At 35.7% G+C, this 25755-nt stretch carries 19 protein-coding genes; 11 read left to right on the top strand and 8 right to left on the bottom strand.

What is annotated here, in order from left to right:
- Positions 1 to 91 precede the first annotated feature (91 nt).
- Positions 92 to 934, bottom strand: a complete 843-nt coding sequence (locus NTHER_RS02970) for an aldo/keto reductase (RefSeq protein ID WP_012447046.1) — start codon at positions 932 to 934, stop codon at positions 92 to 94.
- Between the two features lie 168 nt (positions 935 to 1102).
- On the opposite strand from NTHER_RS02970, the gene NTHER_RS02965 reads away from it, so the two are divergent.
- The 9 genes from NTHER_RS02965 (at position 1103) to NTHER_RS02925 (ending at position 15924) form a co-directional block, all read left to right on the top strand.
- On the top strand, positions 1103 to 1813 hold the full coding sequence (locus NTHER_RS02965) for a ZIP family metal transporter (protein WP_158438198.1): 711 nt from the start codon (positions 1103 to 1105) through the stop codon (positions 1811 to 1813).
- 104 nt (positions 1814 to 1917) lie between these two features.
- The gene (glgB, locus tag NTHER_RS02960) at positions 1918 to 3840 is read left to right on the top strand and encodes a 1,4-alpha-glucan branching protein GlgB (RefSeq protein WP_041366857.1); all 1923 of its coding nucleotides are present in this window, start codon (positions 1918 to 1920) and stop codon (positions 3838 to 3840) included.
- Position 3841: 1 nt separating this feature from the next.
- Positions 3842 to 5011 (top strand): glucose-1-phosphate adenylyltransferase, encoded by a 1170-nt coding sequence (locus NTHER_RS02955; RefSeq protein WP_012447043.1) that lies wholly within the window; start codon positions 3842 to 3844, stop codon positions 5009 to 5011.
- Positions 5008 to 6069 (top strand): glucose-1-phosphate adenylyltransferase subunit GlgD, encoded by a 1062-nt coding sequence (glgD, locus tag NTHER_RS02950; RefSeq protein WP_012447042.1) that lies wholly within the window; start codon positions 5008 to 5010, stop codon positions 6067 to 6069. Before NTHER_RS02955 ends, glgD begins: the two co-directional genes overlap by 4 nt.
- Before the next feature lie 64 nt (positions 6070 to 6133).
- On the top strand, positions 6134 to 7624 hold the full coding sequence (gene glgA / locus NTHER_RS02945; RefSeq protein ID WP_012447041.1) for a glycogen synthase GlgA: 1491 nt from the start codon (positions 6134 to 6136) through the stop codon (positions 7622 to 7624).
- A complete protein-coding gene (locus NTHER_RS02940; protein WP_012447040.1) occupies positions 7624 to 10110 on the top strand; it encodes a glycogen/starch/alpha-glucan phosphorylase in 2487 nt (828 codons plus the stop codon). Before glgA ends, NTHER_RS02940 begins: the two co-directional genes overlap by 1 nt.
- A complete protein-coding gene (locus NTHER_RS02935; RefSeq protein ID WP_012447039.1) occupies positions 10094 to 13621 on the top strand; it encodes a bifunctional glycogen debranching protein GlgX/4-alpha-glucanotransferase in 3528 nt (1175 codons plus the stop codon). Before NTHER_RS02940 ends, NTHER_RS02935 begins: the two co-directional genes overlap by 17 nt.
- Before the next feature lie 130 nt (positions 13622 to 13751).
- Positions 13752 to 14393: a TetR family transcriptional regulator gene (locus NTHER_RS02930; protein ID WP_083762646.1), complete on the top strand. Its 642-nt coding sequence runs from the start codon at positions 13752 to 13754 to the stop codon at positions 14391 to 14393.
- 175 nt (positions 14394 to 14568) lie between these two features.
- Complete coding sequence (locus NTHER_RS02925; RefSeq protein WP_012447037.1) at positions 14569 to 15924, top strand: radical SAM protein; 1356 nt, start codon at positions 14569 to 14571, stop codon at positions 15922 to 15924.
- Positions 15925 to 15967: 43 nt separating this feature from the next.
- Here NTHER_RS02925 and NTHER_RS02920 read toward each other — a convergent pair whose 3' ends face one another.
- The 6 genes from NTHER_RS02920 to NTHER_RS02895 all read right to left on the bottom strand — a co-directional run bounded on the left by NTHER_RS02920 (position 15968) and on the right by NTHER_RS02895 (position 23463).
- Positions 15968 to 16627, bottom strand: a complete 660-nt coding sequence (locus tag NTHER_RS02920) for a phosphatidylserine decarboxylase family protein (RefSeq protein WP_012447036.1) — start codon at positions 16625 to 16627, stop codon at positions 15968 to 15970.
- Between the two features lie 147 nt (positions 16628 to 16774).
- Complete coding sequence (locus tag NTHER_RS02915) at positions 16775 to 17020, bottom strand: hypothetical protein (RefSeq protein WP_012447035.1); 246 nt, start codon at positions 17018 to 17020, stop codon at positions 16775 to 16777.
- A 219-nt stretch (positions 17021 to 17239) separates the two neighbouring features.
- Positions 17240 to 17731, bottom strand: coding sequence for an FxsA family protein (locus NTHER_RS02910; protein ID WP_012447034.1), 492 nt, complete (start codon positions 17729 to 17731; stop codon positions 17240 to 17242).
- Positions 17732 to 17797: 66 nt separating this feature from the next.
- On the bottom strand, positions 17798 to 18238 hold the full coding sequence (locus tag NTHER_RS02905; RefSeq protein ID WP_012447033.1) for an acyl-CoA thioesterase: 441 nt from the start codon (positions 18236 to 18238) through the stop codon (positions 17798 to 17800).
- A 27-nt stretch (positions 18239 to 18265) separates the two neighbouring features.
- Complete coding sequence (gene pyk / locus NTHER_RS02900) at positions 18266 to 20008, bottom strand: pyruvate kinase (protein ID WP_012447032.1); 1743 nt, start codon at positions 20006 to 20008, stop codon at positions 18266 to 18268.
- A 50-nt stretch (positions 20009 to 20058) separates the two neighbouring features.
- Positions 20059 to 23463 (bottom strand): DNA polymerase III subunit alpha, encoded by a 3405-nt coding sequence (locus tag NTHER_RS02895; RefSeq protein WP_012447031.1) that lies wholly within the window; start codon positions 23461 to 23463, stop codon positions 20059 to 20061.
- A 47-nt stretch (positions 23464 to 23510) separates the two neighbouring features.
- On the opposite strand from NTHER_RS02895, the gene NTHER_RS02890 reads away from it, so the two are divergent.
- Together NTHER_RS02890 and NTHER_RS02885 are read left to right on the top strand one after the other, a co-directional pair.
- Complete coding sequence (locus NTHER_RS02890; RefSeq protein ID WP_012447030.1) at positions 23511 to 23840, top strand: YtrH family sporulation protein; 330 nt, start codon at positions 23511 to 23513, stop codon at positions 23838 to 23840.
- The gene (locus tag NTHER_RS02885) at positions 23837 to 24361 is read left to right on the top strand and encodes a sporulation membrane protein YtrI (RefSeq protein WP_012447029.1); all 525 of its coding nucleotides are present in this window, start codon (positions 23837 to 23839) and stop codon (positions 24359 to 24361) included. Before NTHER_RS02890 ends, NTHER_RS02885 begins: the two co-directional genes overlap by 4 nt.
- Before the next feature lie 4 nt (positions 24362 to 24365).
- Here the strand turns inward: NTHER_RS02885 and NTHER_RS02880 are convergent, their stop codons facing one another.
- Entirely contained in the window at positions 24366 to 25670 is a 1305-nt protein-coding gene (locus tag NTHER_RS02880; protein WP_012447028.1) for a DRTGG domain-containing protein, read from the bottom strand.
- Positions 25671 to 25755: the final 85 nt, after the last annotated feature.

Genomic DNA, 25755 nt, shown 5'->3' with positions numbered 1-25755 from the left:
GCATATTATTCCTCCTTAGTTTTTGATAGTTTATTAATTCAAGATTTTATTGGTAAATTCCTTGTTAAAAATAGTTTAGCTCATCCTTAAATTACCACTCATATTTAAAAAAATTAACCTGTCTTTGATTACTTGCCGTTTTTTCTTCCAAGTCCTTAATTTGTTCTGTAGTATAAGGGGTGAAATTTTGAGCAAGGTTAACATTTTCCTCTAGTTCTTTTAGATTGGAGATACCGATAATTGCTGTGGATATAGGATGGGACCATACATAATTTAAAATTTGGCCCATACTGATAGATTTATTATTTGCAAAAATCTTGCCAACAGCAGTAACCTTCATAGCGATAATACCAAGCTGACGATTAACAGCTTCTTCTAAGAACTCTGTTTTAAAAGAATTATAATGAATATCTCCTGGATTCAAGGCATGTAGTACGGTATCGAAATCATACTCTTTAATTCCCTTTAACATAGGTTTTGGCCGTTTATGTCCTGTTATTCCTATAAATCTTATATCTCCATTGGCTTTTAATTCTTCAAGAGCTTTAATAGCTCCCTCGCCTTGATCCAAAACTTGCAGCAGTTCTGCCTCAGTCTTTATGTCATGAACTTGATATATATCCAAATAATCTGTCTGCAATCTCTTAAGGCTTTTTTCGAAAGATTTCATTGTATCATCGTATGTACGTTCAGGTGTTTTACTAGCAAGAGTGACTTCATCTCTTCTATCCTTCATCACCATGCCAATATTTTCTTCACTACCTCCCTCTCCGTAAGCTGGAGCAGTATCGATATAGTTAACACCTAAATCCAATGCCTTATTTATCAATTCAATAGCTTCACGTTTAAGCCCTCTTTGTTCTACAGTAGCCTCTCCCCCTAAACTGAACAGTTTGACTTTAATACCTGTTTTGCCTAGCTGCCTTTCTTTCATTAACAACTCCTCCTTAAGGACTTTATAAAATTATAATCATTTTTTGACTATTCTAACATAAATCATTTCGAAAACCTACTTTTCGGGGGAATTATTTAGTAAGCCAGCTAATATGTTTAAATAAAAAGCTTTATTAAAGTCTTCTATAGGCGGGATAATATGGAAATTATGATTTTTAGTACACTGGCTGGTATGTCAACTTTAATGGGAGCTGGGATAGTTTTTTTGTTCGGTACACCTTCTCGGATTATATTAGCAGTTATCTTGGGGTTCTCAGGTGGTGTAATGTTTTCTGTCAGTATTTTTGAGTTAATTACTGAAGCTCTAAAGTTGAGCTATCAAGGACCAGTCCTGGCTGCATTTTTTGCAGGGGGCTTTATCATGTGGTGTTTTTCTGTAGTAATAAATAAGTTTCTCACCCCTACTCACCAGATGTATGAGACTGAAGATTTTCTAAAGACTGGCTATTTAGTAATTTTGGGAATTGCTCTGCATAATCTACCAGAAGGATTAGCTATCGGTACAGGAATAGAAGCTTCCCCCGACTTAAGCCTGATAATAGCTATCACCTTGGCAATTCATAATATACCTGAAGGAATGGCAACAGCTGGACCATTAAAAGCTGGTGGTTTAAACACTTTCTCTATAATTATTTTAATCACCTTTGCAGGATTGGTAACCCCTCTTGGTACCATGGCCGGGATTATTTTTATGGGAGTTCTTCCCGATCTAGTGGGAATAAGTTTGGGAATTGCCGGGGGAGCTATGATTTATTTGGTTATCGATGAATTACTCCCCAAAGCTCAAAGTTCTAATAAAGTTTTAGCAAATTCAGGGTTTTTTTTGGGATTTATCTTGGGAAAACTTATAGTAGGCTAAATCGATTAAATATTTAAATACAGCTGATAAATTTCACATAAATACCATGTTTATGGGAAGAATTAGTATTTGAAAGTTTATTTACAATCTTTACAAAGGGGAGTATGACTTTGGTTCAAACCAAGACAATTACTGAATTTGAAACTCATCTTTTTCATGAAGGCACATATTTCGAAAGCTATCGTAAATTTGGAGCTCACTTAAGTAATGAGAAAGGAACTGTTGGTACTCGATTTACTGTCTGGGCACCTAATGCCAAGAAAATTGAAATTGTAGGCAGTTTCAACGACTGGCATGGTGAACAATACGCAATGAATAAAATCACAACTTCGGGAATTTGGTCATTATTTATACCAGAAGTTACTGAAGGAGAATTATATAAGTATAAAATTTATCCTGAGGGGGGAGGAGAACCCCTATTGAAAGCTGATCCCTATGCTTTCTATTCTGAAAAAAGACCAAAATCAGCATCCATCGTTTATTCTCTAGAGGGATATAACTGGGGAGATAGGGAATGGCAACGAAAAAAGAGACGAGAGAATATTTTAAAAAAACCTGTATCCATTTACGAAGTACACTTAGGTAGCTGGAAAAAAACTGAAGATGGAGATTTTTTATCTTATCGTGAATTAGCCCACGATTTAGTCGATTATGTAAAAGAAATGGGCTACACTCATATAGAGCTCCTCCCAGTTGTTGAACATCCTTTTGACCGTTCGTGGGGTTATCAGGCCACTGGGTATTTTTCTGTCACCAGCCGTTATGGTACCCCGAAGGATTTTATGTATTTTGTAGATCGGTGTCATCAAGAAGGTATCGGGGTAATTCTGGATTGGAACCCCTGTCATTTCTGTAGAGATGGTCACGGTTTGAGACTCTTTGATGGAGCACCGGTTTTTGAATATCAAGATCCCCACAGGGCTGAAAATACTGAATGGGATACTAATAACTTCGATCTTGGGAAACCAGAAGTTATCAGTTTCTTAGTTTCTAATGCTTTTTTCTGGTTTGACCTTTTTCATATTGATGGTCTTAGAGTAGACGCTGTCTCAAGTATTTTGTATATGGATTACGGTAAAGAAGATGGTGAAGAATGGTTACCGAATAAATACGGAGGCAGAGAAAATTTAGAAGGATTAAATTTTCTCAGGACATTAAACGAAGCTGTTTTTGAACGGTTCCCTAATGTAATGATGGTTGCAGAAGAATCTACTTCTTGGCCCTTAGTCAGTAAACCTACATATTCAGGTGGGCTAGGTTTTAACTTCAAATGGAATATGGGTTGGATGAATGACATGTTAGAGTACATGAAAAAAGACCCAATACACCGAAAACATCACCACCAAAATATCACATTTTCTTTCTTATACGCTTTTTCCGAAAATTTCGTTTTGCCATTGTCCCATGACGAGGTAGTTCATAGTAAAAGGTCTCTTCTCAATAAAATGCCCGGTGATTATTGGCAAAAGTTTGCCAATTTAAGAGTATTACTAGGATATCAAATGGGTCACCCAGGAAAAAAACTATTATTCATGGGTGGAGAACTGGGGCAATTTGATGAATGGAAAGACTTAGAGCAATTGGACTGGAACCTATTACAATTTGAATTTCATTGGAAGATGAGGCAGTACTGTCGTCAGTTAAATCAACTTTACACAACAGAACCAGCTCTCTACGAACAAGATCATACATCTAAAGGTTTTGAGTGGATAGATCCTCATGATCACAGTCAAAGTATTATCAGTTTTATTAGATGGGGGTATAATTTCCAGGATCATTTAATTATAGTATGTAATTTTACGCCTCAAGTATATCACGGTTACAGGATTGGAGTTCCCAAAGATGTGAGTTATAAAGAAATATTTAACAGTGACGCTGAGGAGTATGGTGGTTCCGGCATCTTAAACTCAGATGAACTGCAACCCCATGAGGTTGAATGGCATCATCGCCCGTATTCCATTGAACTTAATATCCCTCCCCTGGCCACCTTTATTTTAAAACCTTTGGCAGCTAGAGAGGAGAATTAGAATGATTAATAATGGTCAAGATTGGGTCGCCATGATTTTAGCTGGTGGTAAAGGGTCGAGATTAAATGAACTCACTTCCGAGACGGCTAAACCCGCCGTCCTTTTTGGCGGAAAATACAGAATAATCGATTTCACCTTAAGCAATTGTAGAAATTCTGGTGTTAACACGGTAGGTGTATTAATTCAATACAAACCCTTTGAACTAAATACTCATATCGGTGAGGGAAGGAGTTGGGACCTTCATGGTACGTGGAGCGGAGTTTATATATTACCACCCTATACAGAAAAAAACGGGGTATGCTGGTATAAAGGGACCGCAGATTCTGTCTATCAGAACCTGGAGTTTCTATCGACTTACAATCCTAAATACGTGTTAATTTTGTCAGGTGACCATATCTATAAAATGGATTATCAAAAAATGCTACAATTTCACATTGCTTCTCAAGCTTCTGTGACTATTTCTGTAATGGAAGTCCCTTACAGCGAAGCTCATCGTTTTGGAATTATGAATACAGATAATAAAGGGAAGATCTTCGAATTTGAAGAAAAACCCCAACAACCCAAAAATAATTTAGCTTCCATGGGGATCTACATTTTTAATTATGACAAACTAAAAGAGTATTTAGAAAAAGATAGCCAAAATCCCACCTCAACAAGAGATTTTGGTAAAGATATTATCCCTCAAATGCTAGCTAATGAGGAAAGATTATGTTCTTATATTTATCAAGGTTATTGGAGAGATGTGGGAACTGTAAAAAGTTTTTATGATGCCAACATGGACCTATTGTCCAGTAAACCCTTTTTAAAACTTGATTGCCAAGAATGGCCAATTCTCTCCAGAAGCAGCTCTTACCCACCACAATACATTAGTGAAACTGCAAAGGTTCGCAATTCTATTATCAGTGAAGGTTGTCACCTGGAAGGCACTGTAGAAAATTCTGTACTATCTCCGGGAGTGACTATCAAAAAAAATGCTGTGGTTGAAAATTCCGTACTTCTGGAAAACACCATTGTAGAACAAAACGCCACTATCAAACATGCCATCACATGTCAAAATTGCCATATCAAATCTTTTGCCTCGATAAATCAAGAAAACCATCAAGAACCAGTACTGGTACCCCAAAATACAACAATTACACAAGAAACGAAATTAGAAGAGGTGTTAACATGAAAGATTTAATGGGCATAATTTATTTGAACAAACCAGAACAAGATGGAAAATTACCGATTTTAACTCGAAATCGGTGTATTGCCTCTTTACCAATTTGGAGTAAATTCAGACTTATTGACTTTATTTTGACCAACATGGTCCAGTCTGGTATTGAAAATATTGCACTGTTATCTACTATTAAGTACAGAGCACTAATCAACCACCTACAGGGAGGAGCAGCATGGGGACTAGATAAAAAACGAGATGGATTATTTATTTTCATACCCACAATGTCCCAATCCAGCTATAATTTAGGACATTTTGATTTTCAATTACTATCCGAAAATATTGATCATATTAAAAAAAGCCATCAGGATTATCTGGTATTTGCGCCGGGGAATCTGGTGGGAAATATAGATTTTCAGTGGTTATTAAACTTTCATAAAAAACAAGAAAAAGATATTACCTATGTAAGACCAGGAACAGACTATGCAAGCTACTCAAAAGATCTATCAGAAGATGGATACTATCAAATGCATCCAATTTTCTTAATAAGTAAAAGTTTAATGGTTAAATTAATAAGAGAATATTATTATACTAACTTCAATGGATCTATCACAGATCTTATGACTAGTTCTATCAGAAATAACGGATTAACAATTAATGAAGTTAACTATCCAAATCTTAATTGTATTACTAATATGGAAAATTATTTTAACTTTTCCATGAATATTTTAGAAACACCGGAAATGCTTACTGGTAATATGGAAGTGCCGGTTACTAAAAAAAGAGACCTCCCTCCCACTCGATATTATGAAGGATGTGAGATTTCACAATCCTTGATAGCTGAAGGTTGCCACATCAAAGGAGAAGTCAACTCCAGCATTATCTTTCATTCAGTCAGTATAGAAAGAGGAACTCAAATTAGTAACTCAATAATTTTTCCGGAGACTATTATAAATGAAAACTCGCTATTAAATGAAGTAATTGCTGATAAACAGGTTTATATTTCCGAAAATAAGCAATTGATAAATTCATCAACTAAGCCTCTAGTTTTATCAAAACAAGCGCGAGTTTAATAATAGGCGCTGCTATATTTAGTGTTGATACTTAAAATAATTCATCCAAGGGGAGGACTAAACAATGAAGGTATTAGTTGCAACAGCTGAGGCAAGTCCCTTCGCAAAACGCGGTGGCTTAGGGGATGTTCTGGGAGCACTCCCCATTGCTATCAAAAAACAATCAGAGATAGACATCAGGGTTGTATTACCCGGATATTCTGCAATACCAAGCCAATTTAAAAGTGAATTTCAACCAATTGATTCCATTATTATACCTCTAGGATGGAGAGCCCAAAAAAGTAGAGTCTCTAGCTACAATTTTCGCAATGTCACCTTTTATTTTATAGAAAACGATTATTACTTTAATCGTGAAGATATTTATGGATATTTTGATGAAGCAGAGCAATTTGGTTTCTTTTCTAAGGCTATTTTAGATATTATGCCCCTTTTAGACTTTTATCCAGATATTATACATTTGAATGACTGGCATACGGCCATGGTTAGTCCCTTGTTAAAATACAAATACGCTCATAAAACTAATTATAATCAGATGAAAACGATATTGACAATCCACAATTTAAAATATCAAGGGATTTTTACACCACATGTACTAGAGGATTTTTTTGATTTACATGACCACAAATTACAACATGATCCCGAGTATTTGGAATACCATGGCCAAATCAGTTTCTTAAAGGGTGGTTTGATTTTCTCCGATGCCATTACTACTGTTAGTCCCACTTATGCAAAAGAAATTCAAAGCCCTGAATTAGGTATGGGAGTAGATGGTCTTCTTCACAAACGAAGAGATGATTTATACGGTATCTTAAATGGTATCGATTATCAGGACTACAATCCAAAAACTGATGTTAATATTTACCGTAATTATAATCTCCCTGATGAAGGCAAAACTAATGAAAAACTAATTAATAAACTCAGACTCCAGGAAGATTTGAGGTTACCTGTAAGTTCTCGTGTTCCTTTGATAGCATTTATTAACCGCTTGGTAAAACAAAAAGGATTGGATTTAATAACTTATGTTTTACCTGAGTTATTAGAATCAGAAGAGGTCCAATTTGTATTTCTAGGAACAGGAGATCCTCATTACGAACAGTATCTTAGTTATTTAGCCGAAAAACATCAAAATTTATCTGCTCAAATTAAGTTTGATGAAGGTTTGGCCAGAAAAATATACGCCGCATCTGATTTATTTTTAATGCCATCTTTATTTGAACCTTGTGGAATAGGACAACAAATTGCTATTCGTTATGGCAGTGTTCCCATTGTTAGAAAAGTGGGCGGTTTACATGATACGGTTTATCCGTCAATTTCAGAAGAAGGTACAAGAGGTATTGGTTTCACTTTCGAATCATTTAACGCCCATGAAATGCTATTTACCATTAAAGAAGCAATACAATATTATCACCAAAAAGCTTTTTGGCAGGAAATCATAAATAATTTGACAACAATTGATTTTAGTTGGGAAAAATCTGCCTGTGAATATATCGAATTGTATCACAAACTTATACATAGAAACACAAACAGCACCAGAAAGGAGAGTTATCTTAAATAATGTTTGAATCAAGGGATAAATTCAAAAGAGAATTTAAGGAAAAATTACGTAAAGAACGAGGTAAAGCTATCGATAACGCAAGTTATTTGGATCTATATAAAACTCTGGGGAGAATGGTCAGAGAAGAAATAAATGATAATTGGGTAGCTACCAATAGTCAAATGGCTGACAAAGATAAAACCCAAGTTCACTATATCTCTATGGAATTTTTGATGGGAAGGATGTTAAAGCAAAATTTATTAAGCATCGGTGCTCTTGACACCTGTCAAGAGTCTTTCAAAGAACTAGGAATAGATTTTGACAAAGTAGTTCAAAAGGAACCAGACCCGGGATTAGGAAATGGTGGTTTAGGCAGATTGGCTGCAGATTTTCTCGACTCTCTGTCTGCCCTGTCTATTCCCGCTGTCGGCCATTGCCTTCGTTTCAAATATGGACTCTTTGACCAAAAAATTGTAAATGGATATCAAGTGGAATTACCAGGAAATTGGTTAAGAGAAGGTAATATTTGGGAAATAAGACGAGGTGACCACGCTCATGAAATCAAATTCGGAGGCAGAGTCACCTCCAGCCACCAAAACGGAAAATTAACTTTTCACCATGAAGATTACGAGTCCATTCTAGCTGTCCCTTATGATATACCAATAATAGGTTATAAAAATCAAGTGGTTAATACCCTACGCCTTTGGAATACCGAACCCGCAGTCCAAGATTTTTACTTTAAACCTATTGATGGTAATAGCTGTCATCAGGTACTCAATTACAAAAAATCAATTGAATCTATTTCTGAATTTCTATATCCCGACGATAGCCACGAAGAAGGCAAAGTGCTCAGATTGAAACAACAATACTTTTTGGTCTCTGCCACCTTACAAAGTATTTTAGATAATTACAAACTAAAGCAAAAATCAATTCACGAATTACCCCAAGAGGTATCGGTTCATATTAACGATACTCATCCTGTCCTAGCTATACCAGAGTTAATGAGAATTTTAATGGACGAAGAGGGTTTGGATTGGGATACAGCTTTTGATTTAACTAAAAGAACAATCTCCTTTACTAATCATACTACTTTGCCAGAAGCTTTAGAATCATGGCCGGAAGAAACCATAAAATGCTTGCTACCTAGGATTCATATGATTGTTCACGAACTAAACGAACGCTTTTGCCAATCTTTATGGGATAAATACCCTGGAGATTGGAACAGAATCGAAAATATGGCTATTTTAGCCCATGGAAGAGTTAAAATGGCTCATTTGGCTTTAGCAGGAAGTCATACTGTCAATGGTGTGGCTGCTCTCCATACTAAACTGTTGAAAGAAAAACTATTTAAAAATTTCTATGAATACATGCCAGAAAAGTTCCAGAATAAAACAAATGGCATAACTCATAGACGCTGGTTAATGCTTTCTAACCCAAAAATAGCTGATACTGTGACAGACTATATAGGAACTAATTGGATTACAGAACCAAAAGAATTAGAAGCTTTGGAAAAACACCAAGATGATGTCGGTCTACAGGAACAATTAGTAAAAATTAGGCACGAGAACAAACAAGATCTGGCTGAAATTATTAAAAAAGAAAACGGGCTAACAGTTGATCCTAACAGTATTTTTGATGTGCAAGTCAAAAGATTCCATGCTTACAAGCGTCAATTAATGAATGCCCTTCATATACTAAAAATTTACAATCAAATTAAAGAAAATCCCAATACTTTATTTTACCCAAGAACCTTTATCTTCTCTGGCAAGGCAGCTCCTGGGTATCACTATGCAAAAAAGATAATTAAACTTATCAACAGTATTGCTGAATTGGTGAACAACGATCCTCAAGTTAATGATCAGTTAAAAATTGTTTATCTAGAAAACTATCGGGTAGCCCTAGCCGAAAAAATCATCCCAGCTAGCGATGTTAATCAGCAAATTTCTACTGCCAGTAAAGAAGCTTCAGGTACCGGTAATATGAAGTTTATGATGAACGGTTCTATTATAGTAGGAACCAATGATGGAGCCAATATTGATATCCGGGAAGCGGTTGGAGATGATAATATTTTTGTTTTCGGACTAGAATCTGAAGAAGTATTACAATATTATCACCATGGTGAGTACAGTCCTTTTGAAATCTATGAGAATGATTTAAAAATTAAAAGGATTTTAGATCAATTAGTATCTGATTTTTTACCAGGGGAAGAAAATTTCCGAGATATCTACGATTCGCTATTGCTTGGAAATGATGAGTATTTTGTTTTAAAAGATTTAACATCATTAGAAGAAGCCCAACAAAAAGTTTCTCAAGCTTATCAAGATCGAAGTAAATGGTTTAAAAAAGCCATTGTTAACATTGCCAATTCAGGGCGGTTTTCAAGTGATTATACAATTAAATCCTACGCAGATAAAATCTGGCAAGCTACTCCTCTGAAAACAATGACTGTAAATCAAGCAGATTCATCTCAAATGCCGGCAGGTGAATATAGTGGAAACACCTATTAAGCTGTTTCATGACTCCCATAATCCTTTGTATCGAAAACCATTTGGAGCAGTCTCTATTAACAAAGAGATCTTATTAAGGCTTTATATTCGTACTACTAACCCAAAGGAACTGCAAGTCTTGGCTAATTGCATTGACGATCAAGGTAACAAAGTGGCGTATCCCATGTATCAAACTGGAATTTCGGAAAATGACTGCGATCAAATTGACTACGATAATGGCAATGGTAGTATTTATAAAGAAGAACTTACAGGGTATTTTTATGAAGCATCCATCAAATCACCTGATACACCAGGATTATTTTGGTATACTTTTACAGTCGTAAGTAATGAAACTAAAGTTTATTTCGGTAACAATCAGGAATTATCAGGAGGCCCAGGCCAAGAAAGTCACCAAGAACCTTTAGGTTATCAAGTAACTGTTCACGAGCAAGATTTACAAATACCCAATTGGCTAAAAGATGCTGTCATTTATCAAATATTTATTGATAGATTTAATAATGGAAATGAAGATGGTACGGTATCTAATCCTAAGAGAAATAGTTTTTTACATTCCCACTGGGATAATTCGCCTCTGTATGTTCGAGACCAAGAGGGAAAAATTTTGCGATGGGATTTTTTTGGAGGAAATTTAGAGGGAGTCAGGCAAAAACTGGTTTATCTCAAAAAATTAGGTGTTTCCATTATCTATTTTAATCCTATTTTCGAAGCGGAAAGCAATCATAGATATGATGTAGGTGACTATCACAAAATTGATGCGATGATAGGAAACAATGAGGAATTTCGTCAATTTTGCAAAGAAGCTGAAAACATGAACATTAAGGTTATCTTAGACGGTGTCTTTAGTCACACGGGAAGTAATAGCCTTTATTTTAACAAATATGGAAGCTATCCATCATTAGGGGCATATCAATCTAAAGAATCTCCTTATTATAATTGGTACCGCTTTTTAGAACATCCTCACAAATACGAAAGTTGGTGGGGAATTGACAATCTCCCAAATGTAGAAGAACATAATCCTGATTATCAAAACTTTATTATTAGTGATGACAACAGTGTTTTAAAGCACTGGTTCCGGCACGGTGCAAAGGGATGGAGATTAGATGTAATTGATGAAATCCCTGATGAGTTTTTACAAAATTTCTATCAGACTTTAAAATCTCAAGATCCAGAAAGTATTGTTATTGGAGAAGTGTGGGAAGATGCCTCCAATAAAATTAGTTACGACAGGCGGAGGCAATATTTATTGGGAAAAGAGTTGGATTCAGTCACAAATTATCCTTTAAGAAACATAATGCTGGATTTTGTATTAGATCATAACAGCTCTCAAGAGACTGCTCGAAGAGTTTTGTCCCTCATGGAAAATTACCCTGAAGATTATTTTTACACAGCCATGAATTTACTCGGAAGTCATGATGTCGAAAGGGTTTTGACTGTCTTAAAAGACAATACTCCTGATGATTTAAGAGAAGATTTGGACAGTATAGCTAAAAAACGTCTCAAGTTGTTGACTCTCTGGCAGATGACTTTCCCTGGGATACCTTCAATTTATTACGGAGACGAAGCAGGATTAGAGGGCTATCAAGACCCTGACAATCGAAAGACTTATCCCTGGGGCAATGAGGATCAGGAATTGGTTTCATGGTTTAGAAAATTAACAGCTATAAGAAACCACTACGATGTATTACGAACTGGCGATTTTTCCCTGGTCACTACAGTCAGTGATTCTCAACAAGATCTGGATAAGGACATTTTACTGTATCGACGTAAAATTTCTCAGAACCAAGATAGATTCCACCAAAAAAGATTAAACAATACAGCTGTAATTGTTCTAAATAGAAATCCCAGAGAACGAAAGAATCTAAAAATTCATATCTCAGAAGTTACTGGCACGAATAGTGGTCAAAGCTTTGTAGATCCCTTAGAGGATTATAACATTGTTTCGACTGACAATGATGGATATCTTGAGATCACCTTAGAACCTTTAGAATGCAAGTTACTATTAGCCGATAGATATCAAGGAAACGCAAATTTTGAAAGGAACGCTGGTATTTTACTTCACCCTACTTCATTACCTTCTCCTTATGGAATTGGTGATTTGGGTAAAGAAGCCTACAGATTTGTTGATTTTCTAAGGGACTCTGGTCAAAAATTTTGGCAGATTCTCCCTCTGAACCCTCCAGGTTACGGAAATTCTCCCTATCAGTGCTTTTCTGCTTTTGCCGGAAATCCTTTGTTAATAAGCTTAGATAAGCTGACTGAACAAGGGCTGCTTACTCAGAATAGACTTAGTGAAGCTCAACAGAAACAGACTAACTATGTCGACTATGAAAAGACTTATCAATTGAAAGAACCTTTATTACAAGCTGCCTTCGAAAATTTCATTGATAATGGTGGGAAAGAATCCCATGATTTTAGAGAGTTTATCTCTCAGCACAGTTACTGGTTAGAAGATTACGCTATGTTTATGGCATTAAAAGCTCACTTCAATTATAAACCTTGGCATCAGTGGGACGATGAAGAAATTATCTGGAGAAAACCACATGCACTAGCAAAATACAGAGAAAAATTAGCTAATACTATTGATTATCACAAATTTTTGCAGTATATATTTTTCAATCAATGGCATTCATTAAAAAACTATACCAACAAACAAAATATACATATTATTGGTGACCTTCCCATTTTCGTGGCTCATGATAGCAGTGATGTTTGGGCACTAAAACATTACTTTGAGTTGGATTCCCAAGGTAAACCGGCAAAAAAGGCTGGAGTACCACCAGATTACTTTAGTGAAAATGGACAATTGTGGGGCAATCCTCATTACGACTGGAACGAACTAGAACAAGATAATTACAGGTGGTGGATTGAACGAATTAAAGTCCTAATGCAGTTATCCGATGTAGTACGCATTGACCATTTTAGAGGTTTTGAAGCTTATTGGGAAATACCTGGTTCAGAAGACACGGCAGTAAATGGCACATGGGTGAAAGGACCCGGAGAAAAGTTTTTTAATACCATAGAAAGTAATCTCCAGGATAAGTATGACCCGCAAATAATTGCCGAGGATCTAGGAGTAATTACCTCAGAAGTAGAGGAACTTAAATTAAAATTTGATTATCCTGGTATGAGTATTTTACAATTTGCAATCCATAACGAGCCAGATCACAAATTCAGAGTCCCCTTGTACAACAAAAATACTGTAGCCTACACTGGAACTCACGACAATGACACTATAGTAGGTTGGCTTGAAAATGAATTGGGTGAGAGATTTTCTTCCCAACAAGAACAAATCAATGCCGCCTGGAAACACATCGAAATGGTATATGAAAGTGATGCCCGCTCAGCAATTATTCCTTTACAAGATTTTTTAGGATTAAATAGTAATCACAGAATGAATACTCCAGGAACCATTGGTGATAATTGGGAATGGCGTTTTTGCTGGGATCAAATTGGGCAAGAGCTTTCTGATAAAATTAATAATTTGGTTTATAAAACTAAAAGAAAACCGTAAACGCTTAACCTCCTTCCCTTTTTTTGAGAAAAGGGGCTTTTTCAATTGACAAAATCTAAAGAAAATATTACCATTAAATTAACTATGAGGTTAATTTCAGAATTTTTACGATAAAAGGGGTGGACATACAATTTCTACAAAAAAAATAACGGCTAAAGAGAAAATATTACAAACTACGGAACACCTCTTTGCCGAAAAAGGATATGACGGAACTAAAGTCGATGAAATTGCTCACAGAGCTCAAGTAAATAAAGCTTTGATCTATTACTATTACGATAATAAACACGGTTTACTCAAGGAACTGGTGATAAGACATGTCCAGGAAACTCTAGAATTTAAAGAAACCTTACTAGAGGAAATTGATAATTATTCCGAAGAAGAAATCAAAAAGATTTCCCAAAGATTATTTAATTTTTTAAAACAAAAGAGCAAAATTCTTAGTATTTTGACCATTGAAACATTAAAATCCGGTTCACAAGATCATAATATTTTTCGAATACTGCATCCTATTTACGAAAAAACTTTGAAAGATCTAGAAGAAAAAGGCTACAAAATAGATAATCATACAGAACAGATTCTAAACTTGTTTTTCTTTGGTACCATTCCTGTTACCTTATTTATTGCACTAAAGGAAAAATGGTCCGAGTTTTATGGAATAGACTCTGACGAAACCGAAAAAATATTCCAAGCTAAAATAGATGAATTTCATATAAACTTTTATCAAGCATTAATTAATGATAAAACTAACACAAGCAACTTAATTAATAAGTGAATTTATAGAATTTAATAGCATATTATTACAATAACACGAACTATTCTAGTTATATAAAAATCGTTAAATATGTACTAATAATTTGACAACTTTCATTTCAAGGGCAAAACTCCCTCAAAAACCATTAGTATTTGGGGGATATTTCCAATATTCACTTGTAAAGGGGGGAGGGGAATTGAATTATAAAAAATTAATTGGCTCAGCCGTCATTAACCAGGGATTAAACTATATTGAAAAGGATCCACTAAATAACATCCCAAAATTATTAAAATATATCAAAAAATTTACTGCCTTTGACCATCATCACAAAGCAATTGACAACTTCGGTAAAGCTATAGAAGATCCTGATAACAATTGGAATCAACTGACACAAAAAGTTTTAAACAATTACGATATGAATATAGTAAAAAAGTTTGTAGCCAACTTCGTATTAAATTCGGTTATTTTAGGTCGAAAAGTATCAGTTGAGTACAGTGAAAAATACGACTGCAATGTTCCATGGGCTATACTAATGGACCCTACAGCTGCATGTAATTTGAAATGCGAAGGATGTTGGGCAGCGGATTATGATAAAACTTCAATGAGTTTTGAGACCATGGACAGAATTATTAGAGAAGGAAAAGAACTGGGAGTCTATATGTATGTCTTCTCTGGGGGAGAACCTTTCCTAAAAAAGCAGGATTTAATTAAACTGGCAGGTAAACACAATGACTGTGCCTTTTTATCTTTTACTAATGGAACTTTAATCGATGAAGAACTGGCAAAGGACCTCAGTCAAGTAGGTAACTTCGCTCTAGCTATAAGTGTAGACGGTTTTGAAGCTGTTTCTGACCAAAGGCGAGGAGAAGGAACTTACAGCCAGATTGATGAAACTATGGGAATACTGTCAAGCTACGGGGTGCCCTTTGGTTTCTCCACAACTTATCACAGATACAATACCGAAACCGTTGCTTCAGAAGAGTATATAGATGCAATGGTTGATAAAGGGTGCTTATTCGGATGGTACTTCACTTATATGCCAATCGGAAAACAAGGAACTCCCGATATGTTAGTAACTCCTGAACAAAGGGCCTATATGTTTGAACAAATTCACAAATTCCGTGCTGAAAAACCTATCTTTTTAATTGATTTCTGGAATGATGGAGAGTTTTCTGGAGGTTGTATCGCAGGCGGTAGAAATTATTTACACATTAATGCTAACGGAGATGTAGAACCTTGTGCCTTTATTCATTATGCCAATGTAAACATTCATGACCATAGCTTGTTAGAAGCTTTAAGATCACCTCTATTCCAAGAATACCGAAAGCGACAACCTTTTGATGACAATTTATTGAAACCGTGTCCATTACTTGATAATCCAGATATCTTAACCGAAATGGTTCAAAATTCCGATGCTTATTCTACACAGATACTGGAGAAAGAACCCGTTGAAAGGGTGGCCAATAAATGCCAGCCAATTGCTAGTAAATGGGCAAGAAAAGCCGATGAACTCTGGGAAGAAAATTATTCTGTCTCTTCTGAATCGGACTAATAAAAAACCCCGGCTAATGCCGGGGTAATTATTTTATATTGACTTATTTTTTTACCGTAGATTTATTTTTTTCTGGCATTTCTGCCAAGATAGTTTCTCCTGCTTTCACTTTATCTCCGGATTTCACCTTTACTACAGTTTCCATAGGAAGATACAGTTCGGTGCATGAACCGAATTTGATCATTCCAAAAAGATCACCCTTTGTAACAGCTTGACCTTCTGTGACTTGGGAAACAATGCGCCTAGCTACAAAGCCAGCTATTTGCACAACAACAAAGGGAGAACCGTAATGATCAATTAGAATTGCATTTCTTTCGTTTTCATCGGAAACCTTATCTTTCCAGGCTAATAAATATTTACCTGGTAAGTAACTAGTGCCAGCTATATTACCATCAATGGGCATCCTATTCATATGCACATTAAATAAAGATAAAAATATTCTTACCCGCTTCATTTTATTATTAGTAAAATTCGGCTCAATAACTTCATCGACTTCCATAACTTTACCGTCTGCGGGAGAAACTACTACTTCTTCACCTTGGGGCGGGAACCTTTTAGGATTTCTGAAAAAGGCTGCTGTAAAAGTAGCAAAACATAAAAAAGTTAACATTAACCACTGATTTATAAACCAGCTAATTAAAGCTCCTATTAAAAAGAATCCAATTGTGCTAAATCCATGTTTAGAAATTGTAAAGCTTCTCATGTTAATCTCCCCATTCCAACTTGAGTAGAAACTCTAGCTACTGCAATTACTCAGTATCTCCAATTCACTATGTAATCTATCATGAATTAGCATAAAATACAATAGTTCAAGATTAACATCTATTATTTGGTTTTTAAAAGACTTATTTTATTTATTATATTCCATTGTATTTTTGGCTCCCGAATAGGCTCCAATAGCAGATAATCCAATAGAAGTACCCCAGATTATTGCTTTTTCCGGCTCTCCTGGAGCTAAATAAACATATCCCATTACATTACCCACAATCAATGCCACTACAGGAGCAGCCTTTTTAGGCATTCCCAATTTCTTAAACACTTGAATCATTCCCATCACAAAGGGAATCAACGCCACATCATAAGCTTCAAATTCCACTAAGATTCCCCTTTCATCATTTAGTCTTAAAACTATATAAATCTCTTATTCCATCTGTATTTTTATTTGAGTATTTTTATCACCAACTAAACAATGAAAAGGGTAGATTTTATTTGAACTTTTCTGTCCCTCAATTAAAATATCATCTGTCGTCACTAACTCATAATTAAATTCACGAGAATGCGTAAGGACTGGTTCAATGGTTAAGCAGTTAAGCTATTAATGATAATCTTCATCCTTATCTTCATCGTAATTGACCTCAAAATCAGTATCAATATAATCGGATTTCTCCGAACCTGTATTGCCCCAAAATTCTTGATTATTGGTATGAACGGTAACTTTACCATCTTTGATAAGTTTTTTAATTATCCTGGAAAACACCATTTTCCAAAACACTCTGGTAAAAGGGATTAACAAGCTTAAACCAAATAAGTCAGTGAATAGTCCAGGAGTCAATAATAATGTCCCACCTATCAAAATACATGCACCGTTATAAAGTTCATCAGTTGGAAAAGCTCCCGATGCCAGTTTTCTTTGAAGTCTGTGTATCACTATAAAACCCTGGCTTTTAGCAAGGAAAACCCCAATAAAACCTGTCACGGCCACTAAAAAAATAGTAGGAAAGGCTCCTATATTCTGCCCGAGTCTAACCAGGAACCAGACTTCAATTAAAGGTACAATTGTAAATAATAATAAAGCTTTTACCAGCATATAAACCCTCCGGTTATAAGTAAGAGTTCTGCGAAGTTGCTAAGTTTACTCTGTTACTACATTTTCCTATGTAATTATATAGTTTTTTAAATCATTGTAAAGATCTGGGAAGTACTTCTTAAAAGCAACTGGCTTTCCTGTTTCATTGACAAAGGCATGGGATGTTTCACCCTTAGCTAGGAACCTATCTCCTTTTCCTGAAGTTGTTGTGTCTTGAGTGCCTCTAATTATTTCATAATTGAACCATATCTTGGCCGACGTCATTTTAGTTATCTTTGTCTGGATTTCGATCAAGTCATCATACCGAGCAGGTTTTTGATAATTACAGTTTGCACTAATTACTGGAATATAAATCCCCGCTTTTTCCATATCCCTATAAGGGAAATCAAGTTCCCTAAAATAGTGATTCCGTCCTACTTCAAACCAAACAAGATAATTGGCATAATAAACCACACCCATTTGGTCTGTTTCCTGGTATCGTACCCTTATATTTGTTTTTGAAATCATTTAACTCACCTCTAATCTACTCATGGTTTACAATATGGTTGCTTGCCCTTTATAGACAAAACCTCGTAAAGGATCTATAGTAACCTGATCACCATCTGCCAGTTTTTCTAAAGCTCCTTCAGCACCAACAATAACAGGTAATCCTAGATCCAGTCCTACAATTGCACTTGGTGATGTGTAACCACCTTCTTCGGCAACAAGACCACTAACCTGAGCCAGATGAGGAACCATTTCATCTGTAGTACCCCGCAACACTACTATATCACCACTAGAAATTTTAGATAAATCATTGCTATCTTCTACTTTGACCACTTTGCCAGTTGCCGGTTTTTTCCCGATTCCTGCACCTGAAACTAAGATTTCTCCCACAGTATGTACTCTAATTAAGTTAGTTGTTCCCGAAACTCCTACTGGAATTCCTGCTGTTATAACAATAAGGTCCCCTTCACTAATATATTGAGTTATCAGGGCTGTTTGAATTGCTTCCTGAAACATTTCATCTGTTGTTTCTGAAGGGTCACAGGTTATTGGATAAACACCCCATGATAAAGATAATCTCCTGGCAACTTTTTCAATTGGCGTCACTGCCACAATTGGCGCTTTTGGTTTGTATTTGGCAACCATTCTTGCCGTATACCCAGATTGGGTAGCTGTTAATATGGCATTAGCTTCTAATTGGCCTGCTATCTGACAGGTGGAGTACCCAATAGCTTCGGTCATACCAGTGTCTTTAGCGGTAACTTCTTGTGGTTTTCTAGATAGCTCCCTCTCCGTACTTTTTGCTATATTTGCCATAGTACTTACCGATTCCACGGGGTAAGCTCCAGCAGCCGTTTCTCCACTAAGCATAACCGCATCAGTTCCGTCTATGATAGCATTAGCAACGTCGCTGGCTTCTGCCCTAGTTGGGCGTGGGTTTTCCGTCATGGACTCTAGCATTTGTGTAGCTGTTATAACAGGCTTACCTTCATCATTACATCTGTTAATCATTCTTTTTTGCACTAAGGGCACTTCTTCTGGTGGTATATCAACACCCAGGTCTCCTCGTGCCACCATTAGGCCATCGGAAACTTCTAAGATTCTTTCTAAATTTTCAACACCTTCTTTATTCTCAATTTTTGATATTACGGGAATATCTGAACCATGTTCTTCAAGGAATTTTCTAATTTCTAAAACATCTTCTGGCTTTCTAATAAATGAAGCTGCAATAAAATCCACCTGGTTTTCGATACCAAATAAAATATCTTGTTGGTCTTTGTCAGTCATAGCTGGTAAAGATAGAGTCACACCTGGTAAATTGACACCTTTATTATCCTTAATGGTACCGTCATTATTGACGACTGTTTTAACCTCTGTTTCAGTCACTTCATTAACTAATAGCTCAATCAAACCATCATCAAGAAGCACCTTATCTCCGGGACTTATATCAGAAGTGACTTGTGGATAATTTACATGTACTCTTGTAGTATCCCCTTCTATTTCTTCAGTTGATAAAGTAAATTCTTGTCCTTTTTCCAAATCCACTTCACCATTTTCAAAAGTTCCCAATCTGATTTCAGGACCTCTGGTATCAAGTAAAATAGCTGGGGGAAACTTTAATTCCTGATAAACTTCCCTGATTAAATTTATCCTATCCAGGTGCTCCTGGTGTTCACCATGTGAAAAATTTAACCGACAGACATCCATTCCGTTTTGGGCCATCCTGGCTAAACTTTCTTTGTTTTCACAAGCAGGGCCTATAGTTGCCACAATTTTGGTTTTTCTTAACATTGAGTGTTTCCTCCTTTTATTTACTAAATTAAAAAAGGGCACGTATTTTCTTACAGTGAATATTTTAATTTAATAGAATCAGTTCCCATTATTTCTTGGACTTTATGACAAAATTCATTATCACCTGTGGCAAAAAACTCCTTACTAACTTTTTTTAATTTTCCTTGTTCAGGGAAATATAAAAATACTGGTAGTTCTCCAGGACTTTTTAATAATACTTGTTTTAATTCTGGAATCTTGGGGTATAACTTTTCAGGTACTTTGATATAAATTTGTTGAGAGATACTTTCTAGAGCTAGTAACTTTTCCACTAGTATTTTTGTTTCTCCTTCTTCTTTATAATCAACTTTACCTGTGATTAAAACAGGTGCGCCATCTAAAATCAGTTGTCTTCCTTTGCTGTACTGATCGGGAAAGATCACCAGTTCCACTGTTCCACTTTGATCTTCTAAAGTGCAAAAAGCCATTTGTTCCCCTTTTTTAGTTATTATTTCTTTTACATCTTGACAGATTCCTGCCACTTTAATCCTAAAGCCTTCTTTTATTTGGTTAAGCTCTGCTAAGGACGATGTATCAATATTTGCAAGTTTTTCTTTATAATTATCCAGGGGATGTCCACTTACAAAGAAGCCTAGCAATTCTTTTTCCATTTGTAATAATTCATTTAAAGTGAACTCTTCTACATCTGGATAATCAAGATCAATTTTATTCGTGCCATCAGAAACAATTTCAAACATGGTCACTTGTCCTTTAACACTGCCAGAGGTAAAAGCTTGGGCTTTTTTAACAGCTTCATCTAAAACCTGGAGCATCTGTTTTCTGTTGTGTTCAAAGGCATCAAAAGCACCTACTTTTATCAAGCTTTCTATGGCTTTTTTGTTACAGGCTCTAAGATCTGTTCGAGAACAAAAATCATCTAAGGAGGTAAACCCACCTTCTTTTCTTCTACGAGTAATTATTTCCTCAACAGCACCTCTGCCAACATTTTTCACGGCTGCTAATCCGAATCTGATTCTAAAATCACTAACAGCTGTAAAATCTACCAAAGATTCATTGACATCGGGTGGCAAAATTTCAATTCCCATTTCTCTAGCATTATCAATATATAACGCAAGTTTATCGGTATCATTCATACTATTGGTCAATAAAGCCGCCATAAATTGGGTCGGATAATTAGCTTTCAGATAGGCGGACTGATAGGCAATATATGCATAGGCAGCTGAATGAGATTTGTTGAAACCGTAATCTGCAAATTTAACTATTAAATCGTAAACATGTTCACCGGTTTCTTTCCCATAACCCCGGTTAATACAACCTTGAACAAATTTTTCTTTTTGCTCTGCCAGTATGTTTTTCTTTTTCTTACCTATAGCGCGTCTTAGTAGATCGGCTTCCCCTAGAGAAAAACCTGCCATTGTACTTGCTACTTGCATAATTTGCTCCTGATAGACAATAATTCCATAGGTTTCTTCCAAGATTGGTTTTAAATCTTCATGGGGATAGGAAATCTCCCTTTGACCGTGTTTACTCTCAATAAAAGTTGGAATCTGTTCCATTGGACCCGGTCTATACAGAGCAGAAGTTGCAATAATATCTTCAAAGCTTGTAGGTTTTAAATCCCTTAGTACTCCTCTCATTCCACTAGATTCTAACTGAAATACGCCCAGGGTATTGCCTTCTCTTATCAACCTAAAAGTCTGTTCATCATCCAAAGGAATTTTATTCAAATCCACTGTTTCAGCTTGAGTTTGATTAACTATTTCAACTGCCCTGTTCATCATGGTCAACGTTTTCAAACCCAAAAAGTCCATTTTTAAAAGTCCCAATTCTTCCAAAGTCCCCATGGGGAATTGAGTGACAACCTGATCATCATTACATTGAAGAGGTACATACTCTGTCAAAGGTGCTTTTGAAATGACTATACCAGCAGCATGAATCGATGCGTGACGTGGCAACCCTTCAATAGACTTTGATATATTAATAAGTTCTCGTACTTGGGGATCTTCATCGTAAAGTTTTTTAAAATCTTTATTTAACTCCAAAGCTTTATCTATTGTCATGCCTGGATCATGGGGAATCATTTTAGCTACACGGTCAACATCCCCGTAATTCATACCCATGACCCGCCCCACATCTCTAACAGCTGCCCGGGCTTGCATGGTACCAAAGGTGATTATATGAGCCACATTATCATTTCCGTATTTTTCCACCACGTATTGGATAACTCGTTCTCTATTTTCATAACAGAAATCAATGTCAATATCGGGCATATTAACCCTTTCAGGATTTAAAAACCGCTCAAACAGTAGTCCGTATCTGATTGGGTCCACATTAGTTATCCTTAAAGAATATGCAACCAAACTACCTGCCGCGGATCCTCTACCGGGACCAACAAGAATATTATTTTCATGGGCAAACCGTACAAAGTCCCATACAATCAAAAAGTAAGACGCATAACCCATTTTACTAATGACATCTAATTCATATTCTAAACGTTCTTGAATTTTCGTTGTGACCTGTTCATATCTTTCAAGTAGGCCTTTTTGACATAGTTTTCTTAAATAAGAGTTTTCATCATAACCTTCAGGTACTCGAAATTCGGGCAAATGAAGAGTATCAAAATCTAACTCTACTTGGCATCTGTCAGCAATGGCCAGAGTATTTTCAATTGCTCCCGGGAAATCTTTAAAAATATTGCTCATTTCGTCGCCATCTTTAAAATAGAATTCATTAGATGGAAATTTCATCCTATCCTGATCATCTAAGTGTTTACCTGTCTGTATGCATAGTAACACATCGTGGATTGAGGACTCTTGATTTGTTAAATAGTGTATATCATTAGTTGCTACCAATCCGATATCTAACTCTCGGGATATTTGCAATAGATGGGTATTCACTTGTTGTTCTTCCGTTAATCCATGATCTTGAAGCTCTAAATAAAAATTGTTTTGTCCAAAAATTGATTTTAACCTGTCCGCTCTATTTTTTGCCACCTCGTACTGACCTTGTAATATCAATGTGGGAATTTCTCCTGCAAGGCAAGCACTTAAAGCTATAATTCCATCATGATAACGTTCCAAAAGTTCGTAATCAACTCGTGGTTTATAATAAAATCCCTCTTTAAAAGCTAGAGAAACTAGTTTCATTAGATTTTTATAGCCTGTTTGATTTTCAGCAAGTAATACCAAATGATATTGATGCTTGTCTTTAACCGGGTCTTTTACTGTTCGACCCCGGGGGGCTACATACACTTCACAACCCAAAATTGGTTTGATACCTGCTTCTTTAGCCTGTTTATAAAATTCCACCGCACCATACATTACACCATGATCAGTCAAAGCTAGAGCAGGCATTTGATATTCCTTAGCTTTTTGAACTAATTCATTGATCCGACACTTACCATCAAGTAAGCTATACTGACTGTGAGTGTGTAAATGTACAAAAGGTTTAGGCATAACAGTCCACTCCTTAACATAATATTACCAAAGGAGTTGGTAAATATATGTCTACATTTTTTGGTACTCTTATAGTTAACTTTTCTATTGCTCTGGGTGTAGTTATTGGAGGTTCTTTCATAGGTGGATTAGGGGCCAGCATTGGTGGCCAACCTCCTATTCAAACCACATTGACTATAGCCGAAAAACTGAAAATTTGGGCGCTGGTAGCTTCTTTAGGAGGTACTTTTACTACTATCAAGGAAATCGAAATGGGTTTTTTGGGCGGACAGCTTCACACTGTTGTCAAGCAACTAATTTTCATTTTAGGGGCCTTTTTAGGAGCCCATTCAGGAGTAATCATAATCTCATTTATAGCTGGAGGAAATAACTCATGATCTTTAAATTAACTAATATTGAAAACCAGTCACCTACTAAAGAGACTAGGAATAAGTTGCGCAAAATATTTCTGGGTTGGTTTTTACTGGGCATTCTAATCGGAGCTACTTCCACTTCATATTTTTTAAATTATCAAATAGAAAATCTTTACTGGGAAAAAACAGAACTAGAGCAAGAACTTAGTCAAACAGAGAACCGTATGGAAAAGTTGGAAGAAGAATTGCGCACCTTAGAAGAAAAGTGGGAACAAGATCCTTCTAATGTCGTAAAAGATGCCAATATTGTAGTTGATTATGAAGATAATCCTCAAGTTGTACTAGCTATTAAAGAGTTTTGTCAGGATATTGCCCAGGAAATAATAGGATATCAAATAAATAAATTAGAACCCGAATTAATTTTTCAAATGTTTGACAATAGATCCACAAAAGTTGAAGAACAAGAATATAAAATAAATGTTAACAGTTTGATTATTAGCGAACGTTTGACATTGTGGATAGAGCCTGAGAAAGTAAATAATTAAAAGTTTATTTTTTTAAGATTTGACATGAAATAAAACCTTTTAAAAGCACTTTTTCATCACCTTTGATCTCTAAATCCACTTTTCCATACTTGCGAGAATTTTCCAGCACTCGGGCTGTTACATTTATTTTCTGCTCTAGTTGTATTGGTGCCACGTAATTAAAAGAACAGTTTTCCAAAACTATATTAAATACATTATCGTGACCTAGGGCTGATAAACTTGCTTGAATAAGCAACGCCGTTAATATTGAAGGGTCCATGCTACCCACTTGGTCTGTCATAGCTGGATTCACAAACCCTGATAAAGTGATACCTTCATTAAATATCTCTTTTGTAAAATTGTTTTGGATCATCTTACGAGCTGCTGTGGCAGTATTTTTATCGTGACCCTTACCAAATTGCATGGCTTCCATTACATCATGTCGACTGACTATTCCTATTAGCTTGTCTTGTTCATCAACAACTGGTATCATTTCAATACCTTGCCAAACCATAACGTAAGCAACAGAAGCTACTAAAGTCTCAGGAGAAACAGTAATAGGATTCGATGTCATTAGCTTGGCTATAGAAGCATTGTAATCCCTACCTGTGACATCTTTGGATGTAACTACTCCCACCACTTTATTTTCGTCATTTGTAACCGGAAATCTACTATGTTCAGTTTTATCTAAAAGTTGTTCCCAATCTTGGTAGGTATCTTTTTCATTCAAATAATGTGGGTGATTATTAATAATATCTTTGACATGAAGAATTTCACTTTCCACCATTTTATTATACAAGGTTTGATTAATTAATGTAGCTATTTTGTAAGTATCATAAGGGCTTTTTATTATTGGTAAGGCATATTTATCCGCTAATTTTTTATTGGCTTCAGTTGTCTCAAATCCTCCAGATATCAAGACAGCCGCACCTTTTTTCAATGCCAATTCGTGAGCTTCCTCTCTATTACCTACAATTAAAACACATCCATCACTTATATAGCTAGAAATATCCTTTAATTTCATGGCCCCAATCAAAAATTTATTCAAGGGCTTGTATAGTCCTTCTCTTCCACCTAGAACAGTACCATTGACTATTTTAATTAATTCAGCGAAAGTAACCTGATTATTGTAATTTTTATCTTCGTTTTTAATCCTAATAGTACCTGTCTTAGGAATCGTAGTGACAAGTCCTTTATTTTCTGCATCTTTAATAGCTCTATACGCTGTACCATCACTCACTGACAATTCACCAGCTATTTTACGTACAGAGATTCTAGTGCCTATGGGAAGTTCTGAGATATATTTTATTAATTCTCGGTGTTTAGTCAAGGTTATCCCTCCATGCTGTTATATTTCATTGTTGAATGTAAAAATTACAATTGAACGAATTATAGGTTTATCAATTACTTTCTAA

Source organism: Natranaerobius thermophilus JW/NM-WN-LF, from assembly GCF_000020005.1.
Taxonomy (GTDB): domain Bacteria; phylum Bacillota; class Natranaerobiia; order Natranaerobiales; family Natranaerobiaceae; genus Natranaerobius; species Natranaerobius thermophilus.
Note: the sequence above shows the minus strand (reverse complement) of the source record. Positions and strands in the feature narration are given on the sequence as shown.

Bases quoted from the DNA above. Each gene is read 5' to 3' on its own strand.
- NTHER_RS02890 (WP_012447030.1), top strand. From the start codon at position 23,511: ATGTCTACATTTTTTGGTACTCTTATAGTTAACTTTTCTATTGCTCTG.
- NTHER_RS02920 (WP_012447036.1), bottom strand. From the start codon at position 16,627: ATGAGAAGCTTTACAATTTCTAAACATGGATTTAGCACAATTGGATTC.
- NTHER_RS02955 (WP_012447043.1), top strand. From the start codon at position 3,842: ATGATTAATAATGGTCAAGATTGGGTCGCCATGATTTTAGCTGGTGGT.
- glgA (WP_012447041.1), top strand. From the start codon at position 6,134: ATGAAGGTATTAGTTGCAACAGCTGAGGCAAGTCCCTTCGCAAAACGC.
- glgD (WP_012447042.1), top strand. From the start codon at position 5,008: ATGAAAGATTTAATGGGCATAATTTATTTGAACAAACCAGAACAAGAT.
- NTHER_RS02970 (WP_012447046.1), bottom strand. From the start codon at position 934: ATGAAAGAAAGGCAGCTAGGCAAAACAGGTATTAAAGTCAAACTGTTC.
- NTHER_RS02885 (WP_012447029.1), top strand. From the start codon at position 23,837: ATGATCTTTAAATTAACTAATATTGAAAACCAGTCACCTACTAAAGAG.
- NTHER_RS02905 (WP_012447033.1), bottom strand. From the start codon at position 18,238: ATGATTTCAAAAACAAATATAAGGGTACGATACCAGGAAACAGACCAA.
- pyk (WP_012447032.1), bottom strand. From the start codon at position 20,008: ATGTTAAGAAAAACCAAAATTGTGGCAACTATAGGCCCTGCTTGTGAA.
- glgB (WP_041366857.1), top strand. From the start codon at position 1,918: ATGACTTTGGTTCAAACCAAGACAATTACTGAATTTGAAACTCATCTT.
- NTHER_RS02940 (WP_012447040.1), top strand. From the start codon at position 7,624: ATGTTTGAATCAAGGGATAAATTCAAAAGAGAATTTAAGGAAAAATTA.
- NTHER_RS02895 (WP_012447031.1), bottom strand. From the start codon at position 23,463: ATGCCTAAACCTTTTGTACATTTACACACTCACAGTCAGTATAGCTTA.
- NTHER_RS02910 (WP_012447034.1), bottom strand. From the start codon at position 17,731: ATGCTGGTAAAAGCTTTATTATTATTTACAATTGTACCTTTAATTGAA.
- NTHER_RS02965 (WP_158438198.1), top strand. From the start codon at position 1,103: ATGATTTTTAGTACACTGGCTGGTATGTCAACTTTAATGGGAGCTGGG.